Here is a 6929-nt window from a genome sequence, read left to right as displayed (position 1 = left end):
GCGGTGGGACGAACCGACGTGCGGTTACCGTCCGTGCTGATGCGCGGACTGGCGAGCTTCGTCCACGTCCGCCTCGGCCCTGGCCTTCTCGGCGGCGGCTTCCTTGCCTGCCGCCTCGCGCTGCGATTCCGCCTTGTCCTGCTGCGCGCGGCCCTCGTCCTTCAGATCCTCGTGACCTGTGACGGTACCGGCCGCTTCCTTCACCTTGCCCTTGACATCTTCGACGACGCCCTCGACGCCTTCACGAGCACCGCTTCCATGTTCAGCCACAACAACCTCCTGGAATATCGGAACTAGCTGACATCTCGCGCATACCCGAGAGACCGGCCTCGAACCGTATTCGGCGAGAAAGACCGGCACCGCGCGCGTCGTGCCTGGTCGCAGGCGCACATCAGTTCAGCGGGGTGGTCTCGCTCGGCCCTTGCCGATACCGCGTCATCGTGAGCCGCTGCTCGCGATCGTTGTACTTGGGAGTTGTCGTAGGGGAACAGGCCGTCGCGTGTCGGCGGGTTGACGAAGGTCACGCCCTCGGGGCCATAGCCGGTGGACGAATAACCGACGTTCGTGTTGCACCAGTCGCCCCCCGGCGCGGTCGCGAAGTTCTCGTCCATGCAGCGCGACACGCGGCCGTCCTGATGGTCGCCCGGACCGAATGGGCGCCGCCGTCTACCACTGTGTCGGCGCGCTCGCGATGGTCTATGGAACTCTCGCTTCCCACGACTCGCCTTCCGAGCACGTCCACCACACGGCCTCCGCCGGATCTGCCGTACCCGGTGATCGGCTGGTTTCTCGCCGGTTTGTTCCTCCTCGACGCGGCAGTCGTGGTGGTCACCGCTATCCGCCCGCCGGGCGAGGCCGGGCCGACGCGTCGCGCCTTCGTCGTCACGCTGTTCCCGCACCTGGTCATGGACATCGCGATGACGGTGATGCTCGTTGCCGCACTGACAACGCCCGGTCGAGACGGTTTCACGGCCGCCACGACGACAGGGCTCTGAGCAATCCCGCGCCCTCGCATGGTCGCCGATAGAAAGGTTCGATCGCACACCCGGACCGGCCGTTCCCTGCCTGCACCCGAGGCCCGGGCGTGCCAACGTGGGCGGGCAACCGGTTCGCGCTGATGTCAGAAGCTCTCCACTGCAACTGCTTTCGGCCTCACGCACACCAGCACCGGCCACAGATGGATCCGACCACCCAGGGGACGATGAGCCAGCCCACGAAAAGCCCGACCGCGGCGGCCCGCGACTTCATGTCCGCCTGCGCGACGCTGACCGACTTGATCGATCTCGCCGCGCGCCCCGCGACCTCCCCACGTCTGCGAGTGGCACTCGCCGAGTACTGCCGCCGTCACGCCACGGTCGATCCCGGGTTATCGGCAAGCTTGTCCGTTTGGAAGCGGCGCCGTGCTTCCTTGACCCCCGACGACCACGATGTGGTTCGCGCCATCCTCACCCGCGATGGCGCGATCCTTCGTGCCTTCGGCCACTGATCGCCGCAGGAGCGCACCGCCGCCGGTCCGGCGCCGTGCGGATGACCGCCGACCGCTATTCCCGCACTCCGGCACCGCCGATGCCCGGCACGGTCAGCTCGACGGATTCTGGCGGCCGGCCGGGACGGAACACGCAGCGCGTGCACGTATAGATCGTGGGCATGCACTCGTTGCAGTGCACGCAGGCCGACCGGGTCGTCGCATCGGATCGGATGCGACGCAACAGGTTCGGTTCCCGGAGCAGAGCACGGCCCATGGCGACGAACTCGAAACCTTCCGCCATGGCGAGCCGCATGGTGTCCAGATTCGTGATGCCGCCGAGCAGGATCAGCGGCATGGACAATTCCCGCCGGAAGTGCCGCGCTCGCTCGAGCAGATACGCTTCTCGATACGGGTACTCCTTCAAGAACGCCTTGCCGACCACCCGGAAGCCCCAGCGCGCGGGCACCGGGAGAACATCGGCGAACGATCGCCGCGGGGCGTCACCGTGGAACAGCAGCATCGGGTTGAGCAGTGAGCTGCCCGCGGTCAACTCCAGCGCGTCCAGGGTGCCGTCGGCTTCCAGCCACGCGGCGACCTGCACCGATTCCGGCACGGTGAGCCCGCCCCGCACTCCGTCTTCCATATTGAGCTTCGCGGTCACCGCGAGCCGGCCGCCCACGGCTTGCCGTACCGCGGCGGCGATCTCGCGCGCCAACCGTGCCCGGTTGGCCAAGCTTCCGCCGTACCGATCGGTGCGGCGGTTCAGCTTGGGGCTCAGGAACGCGCTCACCAGGTAGTTGTGCCCGAAGTGGATCTCCACCGCATCGAAGCCGGACTCTTCGGCCAGCTTCGCCGCGCCTGCATGAGCGGCCACGAGTTCACGGATCCCGTTCTCGTCGGGGCTGCGCATCATGCGCATCGAGAGGGGGCTGAGCATCCGGCTCGGCGCCAGCGCCGGAGCCCGGTTGGAGGCCGCGTTGGCCACCGGGCCCGCATGGCCGATCTGCGCACTCACCGCGGCGCCTTCACCGTGGACGGCTTCGGTGAGCCTGCGCAGGCCCGGCACCGCCTCCGGACGCATCCAGATCTGGTGCCGGTCGGTCCGGCCGCCGGGAGCGACAGCGCAATACGCCACCGTCGTCATGCCGACGCCACCGGCGGCAACCTCGCGATGGAACTCGATCAAATCGTCGGTCACCACAGCATCCGGCGTGCGGCCTTCGAAAGTAGCGGCCTTGATCACCCGATTGCGCAAGGTGATCGGTCCGAGCCCGGCCGGTGTGAATACGTCGTTCATCGTTTCTCTCCTGTCGGCGCGGTCAATCCGGCCACCACGAACTCCCGGAGGGTGGCCACCGCCTCCTGCGACATCTCCCGGTGCTCCGCACTACCGAATCGCATGATGAGGAGGTCGAACGCCAACATCCACCGGCGCCGGCTCTCACGCTCGCCGAGGCCGGGTAACAGGCTCACCCACGCATCGATCCGGAACCATGGCTGACGCCACTCGGTCACCTGCCTACCGAGGACGAATTGCGCCAGCAACCGCAGGTGCAATCGCCCCACCGGATCGGCGGCCAGCTCGACGAACGGCTCGATCACCGCATCGACCACCTCGGCGATCGATCCCCGGCCGCCGGTGACAGCGGCCAAGCGGTCTTCCCACACCGGCCCCAGCCGCTCCTCGAGCAACGCGGCGACGAGGGCGTCCTTCGACCCGAAGTGATAATGCACCGCCGCCGGATTGGCTCCGGCCTGCGCACAGATGCCCCGGACCGACACCTCGTCGTATCGCCCCTCGAGCAACAGTCGTTCGGCGGCTGTCAGCAGGCGATCGCGGGTGGTCGCGGCTTCGGAGACCTGTTTCGGCATGCGCTCAGTCAAGCACGTCTCCATCGACGTTTCAATCACTGATTGAAACGTCGATGGGACACGGCCGCTGAGCCCATCGGCGCGTTCTCATCGCGGCCGACCCCGGCACTGCACGACGACCGCGCCGATCGTCAGGAATTGCCCGCGATGATCACCTCGGGAATGCCGGTGCCGAGCGGCACCGGCCGGCACACCGGCGCCGGACTGTCCGGAGCCAGCACAGTGAGCAGCAACTCCTGCACGAACGGGTCGTACACCATGTGGAAGTGCCCGGTGAGGTCGGCGGGACACAGATCTTGCAGTGCGATGTTCCGTGCGCCGGGCCCGTGCAGCGCGATGTTCTCGAACGGCTGGATCATTTCGTCGACGCGGCTGCCGATGGTCACGTATCGCACCCCGGGCACCGTATCGCCGCCCGCGTTGAGATCGAGCATGAGCGGCGACCCCTCGGCCTGCTGCACAGCGGCCAGCGAAGTCACCTGGGCGAACGCCTGCAAAGCGCCGGGGATCGCCTGGGCCACCGGCACCAGCCCGTACATCACACCGCCGTAGCTGGGCGAGGCCAGCCCGACCCACTGGTCGACCTTGGGCGCACCGCCCAGCTTGTTGACGTAGTACCGAGTGACATTGGCGCCCTGCGAGAATCCGATTAGATCGACCTTGCCCGCACCGGTCGCCGCGAGCACCTGATCGATGAACGCACCGACCTGATAGGCGCTGAGCACCAGATCCTCGGTGCCGTAGCTGTCTGCGCCGGGCTTACCACCGTAGTTCAGCGCGAACACGCAGAATCCGGCCGCGGTCAGCCGCGGCGCTATCCCCGACCAGTCGGAATAGGCTGAGGAGTCGGTCCCGTGCGCGAGCACCAGCGGACGGGGATGCCGGGCGCTGGGGACGCAGCCGAAGTCGTTGGTGCCGCTCGGGACCGCATTCGGATGACTCTTCTGATACCACGCGGCGCCGAGGTGGTCGGATTGCGGAGGAGCGGCGGAGGTCGGCACGTCGGGCGGGCGAATGCCGGGCGGCTCGGCCGACGCCACGCCCAGGCCCAGCGCGGCCACACCGGCGACCAATAAGGCCAGCACGGCACGGCGCAAGTGTGAAGTACCCCAAGCTTCCGCTCGACTCGACTGTCGCATCTCACAATGATCTCTCCGATCGGCTCGAAATGCGCGCGGTATCGGGGTGTTTCGCCTCCCCTACTTCTCGGGGGTCTCGTCCTCGGCGAGGATGCGATAGAGGGACTTGCGGGTCTCGGTGAGCAACTCCGCCGCACGTGCCGCCTGCTGCGGCGTGCCGACCGCCGCGACCTGCGCCACCGCTCCCATCACCTGTCCGATGAGACCGCGCAGGTCCATCGCCTGGGTTCCGACATCTTGCTGCACGTCCGCCCACGGATCACCCAGCTCGTCCCGGTGCGCGGCGACGTACTCGTTACCGGTCTCGGTGAGCTTCGCGGTCTTGCGTCCGGCGACCTTCTCGATGAGGACCAGGCCCTCGTCCTCCAGTTGCGCCAGCGCGGGGTAGATCGATCCGGGGCTCGGACGCCAGATGTCGTTGCTGCGCTCGCGGATCTGCTGGATGAGTTCATACCCGTGCATGGGCTGCTCGACGAGCAGCAACAGCACGGCGGCACGTACGTCACCGCGCCTGCCCCGGCCGCCACGCCCGCGACCACGACCGAATTGCGGGCCGAAGCCAGGGCCGAAGCCGGGACCGAAGCCCGGCCCGAACTCGGGACCGAAGCCGTGGCGTCCACCGCGGCGGAAACGCCGCCCGTGCTCGAAACCTTCGTGACCGGGCAGCGGCCTGCGGCCACGCCTGCCGAATTCTCGACCTTCTCGGTATTCCATGTCAGCCTCCCAGGGCTCTCGCGTTTCTTCCATGCTATCGACGATATATCGGCAATGCATCGGACGCAAGCCTCGGTATGGAAATCGAGCCGATCGGGTGAGTCAGCTCACCAGCGAGTCGATCCAGCGTGATAGCCGCGCCCCTTCGGTGACCATGAGTCCTGGATCACGAAAGGTGTTGGTGAGCAGCGAGATCCCCTGATATGCCGCGACATAGGCGATCGCGAGTTCGCCCGCGTCCACGCGCCCCATCGCGGCGAACTGCCGTTCGGCCCAATCCACCAGCACGCGCATCACATCGGCGGCCGCGGTGTCCAGCCCGTCACCCCGTTTGTCCAACTCCGAAGACAAGGTGCCGAACGGGCAGCCGTAACGGACAGTCTGCTCACGATCGGCGACCCAGCCCGCGATCAGGGCTTTCAGCCGCTCCGACGGCGTCTCGTGGCGGTCGATCGCGGCGATCACCGCATTCAGAATGCCCGCGTGCGAACCGATCGCCGCCTCGATGAGCTGGTCTTTCGTCTTGAAGTAGTAGTAGACGTTGCCGACCGGAACGTCCGCGGCCCGCGCGATGTCGGCGATCGTGGTCTTCTCCACGCCCTGCTCGTAGAACACCCGCACGGCGGCCTCGACCAGCCGCTGCCGCTTGCTCGGCCTGGTTTCCGTCACTGAGTCAGTCACACAACTAACTGTAGACAGCGCGAACACGGACGGCTACATTGAGTTAGTCGGTCAACTAACTAAGGAGAAATGATGATCGTGGTCACCGGAGCCACCGGAAATATCGGCGCGCCTCTCGTGCGCTTGCTGGCGGACGCCGGCGAGGAGGTGACGGCAGTCGCCCGCCATGCGGACCTCTCGCTGCCCGACGGCGTCCGGCCGGTCCAGGCCGATCTCGGCGTGCCGGAAAGCCTTTCGCCTGCCTTGACGGGAGCCGACACACTGTTTCTCCTGATCACCGGCGAGCAGTTGGTGGGGGGCCCAGAGCCCGAGCAGGTGCTGAAAGTCGCCGCGGCCGGGGGCGTGCGGCGCGTCGTCTTCGTGTCCTCACAGGGAGTAGCGACCCGGCCGGACGCGGCGGGCTACGCCCGGCTCGTCGCCTACGAGCAGGCGATCAGAGACTCCGGGCTGGCCTGGACCTTCCTGCGGCCTGCCGGGTTCTTCTCCAATACATACGCGTGGGCGGATTCGGTACGCGTGGAGCGTATGGTCGCCGCGCCGTTCGGCGACATCGGTCTGCCCTCGATCGATCCGGCCGATATCGCCGCCGTCGCGGCGGCGGCATTGCGCGACGACCGGCACGCCGGACAGGTCTACACCCTCACCGGACCCGAACTCGCCACACCGCGAGCCCAGGCAGCGGCACTCGGCACGGCGCTGGGCGAGCCGCTCCGATTCATGGAACTGACTCGGGCGCAGGCCCATTCGGCGATGCTCGACTTCATGCCCGAACCGGTGGTCGAGCACACACTGACGATCCTCGGCGAGCCGACGCCCGCCGAGCAGCGGATCAGCCCGGATGTACCACGCGTGCTCGGGCGGCCCGCCGCGAAGTACGCCGAGTGGGCGGTTCGCAATCGAGCGGCCTTCGCCTGACGCGCGTCCAGCGCGCCGACGGGCCGCTGGTCGATGAGGGGTCAGCCGATGTCGACCGGGTCGATCTGCACGCGAAGGGGGGCGTCGGAGCGATGCGTGCTGCGGACTGCCTGGGCGGCGCGCAGGGCACGCGCGAGCGC

At 67.7% G+C, this 6929-nt stretch carries 9 protein-coding genes; 3 read left to right on the top strand and 6 right to left on the bottom strand.

Annotated elements, in window-relative coordinates; translation table 11 throughout:
* Positions 1-24: 24 nt before the first annotated feature.
* Positions 25-270 carry a CsbD family protein gene (locus ACFU5M_RS33675; RefSeq protein WP_379055526.1) on the bottom strand — a complete coding sequence of 82 codons (246 nt, stop codon included), beginning with the start codon at positions 268-270 and terminating at the stop codon, positions 25-27.
* Positions 271-404: 134 nt separating this feature from the next.
* On the opposite strand from ACFU5M_RS33675, the gene ACFU5M_RS33670 reads away from it, so the two are divergent.
* Positions 405-995, top strand: a complete 591-nt coding sequence (locus ACFU5M_RS33670) for a DUF5134 domain-containing protein (protein WP_379055524.1) — start codon at positions 405-407, stop codon at positions 993-995.
* A gap of 206 nt (positions 996-1201) precedes the next feature.
* Positions 1202-1486 carry a hypothetical protein gene (locus tag ACFU5M_RS33665; RefSeq protein WP_379055521.1) on the top strand — a complete coding sequence of 95 codons (285 nt, stop codon included), beginning with the start codon at positions 1202-1204 and terminating at the stop codon, positions 1484-1486.
* 55 nt (positions 1487-1541) lie between these two features.
* Here ACFU5M_RS33665 and ACFU5M_RS33660 read toward each other — a convergent pair whose 3' ends face one another.
* From ACFU5M_RS33660 to ACFU5M_RS33640, 5 genes are all read right to left on the bottom strand, one after another.
* Positions 1542-2765, bottom strand: coding sequence for an NADH:flavin oxidoreductase (locus ACFU5M_RS33660; protein ID WP_379055519.1), 1224 nt, complete (start codon positions 2763-2765; stop codon positions 1542-1544).
* Positions 2762-3340, bottom strand: coding sequence for a TetR/AcrR family transcriptional regulator (locus tag ACFU5M_RS33655; protein WP_379055530.1), 579 nt, complete (start codon positions 3338-3340; stop codon positions 2762-2764). Before ACFU5M_RS33655 ends, ACFU5M_RS33660 begins: the two co-directional genes overlap by 4 nt.
* A gap of 131 nt (positions 3341-3471) precedes the next feature.
* Positions 3472-4479 carry an esterase/lipase family protein gene (locus ACFU5M_RS33650; protein WP_379055517.1) on the bottom strand — a complete coding sequence of 336 codons (1008 nt, stop codon included), beginning with the start codon at positions 4477-4479 and terminating at the stop codon, positions 3472-3474.
* 60 nt (positions 4480-4539) lie between these two features.
* Positions 4540-5193: a PadR family transcriptional regulator gene (locus ACFU5M_RS33645; RefSeq protein ID WP_379055528.1), complete on the bottom strand. Its 654-nt coding sequence runs from the start codon at positions 5191-5193 to the stop codon at positions 4540-4542.
* Positions 5194-5295: 102 nt separating this feature from the next.
* Positions 5296-5874: a TetR/AcrR family transcriptional regulator gene (locus ACFU5M_RS33640; protein WP_379055515.1), complete on the bottom strand. Its 579-nt coding sequence runs from the start codon at positions 5872-5874 to the stop codon at positions 5296-5298.
* A gap of 72 nt (positions 5875-5946) precedes the next feature.
* Between ACFU5M_RS33640 and ACFU5M_RS33635 the strand changes: the two genes are divergently transcribed.
* Positions 5947-6789 carry an SDR family oxidoreductase gene (locus ACFU5M_RS33635; protein WP_379055513.1) on the top strand — a complete coding sequence of 281 codons (843 nt, stop codon included), beginning with the start codon at positions 5947-5949 and terminating at the stop codon, positions 6787-6789.
* The last annotated feature ends 140 nt before the right edge of the window (positions 6790-6929 follow it).

It is taken from the genome of Nocardia sp. NPDC057455, from assembly GCF_042802775.1.
In the GTDB taxonomy this organism is placed as follows: Bacteria; Actinomycetota; Actinomycetes; order Mycobacteriales; family Mycobacteriaceae; genus Nocardia.
Note: the sequence above shows the minus strand (reverse complement) of the source record. Positions and strands in the feature narration are given on the sequence as shown.

What these genes read in the sequence shown, in the direction of transcription:
- ACFU5M_RS33665 (WP_379055521.1), top strand. Translation starts at nt 1,202, where the DNA reads ATGAGCCAGCCCACGAAAAGCCCGACCGCGGCGGCCCGCGACTTCATG.
- ACFU5M_RS33660 (WP_379055519.1), bottom strand. Translation starts at nt 2,765, where the DNA reads ATGAACGACGTATTCACACCGGCCGGGCTCGGACCGATCACCTTGCGC.
- ACFU5M_RS33655 (WP_379055530.1), bottom strand. Translation starts at nt 3,340, where the DNA reads ATGCCGAAACAGGTCTCCGAAGCCGCGACCACCCGCGATCGCCTGCTG.
- ACFU5M_RS33650 (WP_379055517.1), bottom strand. Translation starts at nt 4,479, where the DNA reads ATGCGACAGTCGAGTCGAGCGGAAGCTTGGGGTACTTCACACTTGCGC.
- ACFU5M_RS33645 (WP_379055528.1), bottom strand. Translation starts at nt 5,193, where the DNA reads ATGGAATACCGAGAAGGTCGAGAATTCGGCAGGCGTGGCCGCAGGCCG.
- ACFU5M_RS33635 (WP_379055513.1), top strand. Translation starts at nt 5,947, where the DNA reads ATGATCGTGGTCACCGGAGCCACCGGAAATATCGGCGCGCCTCTCGTG.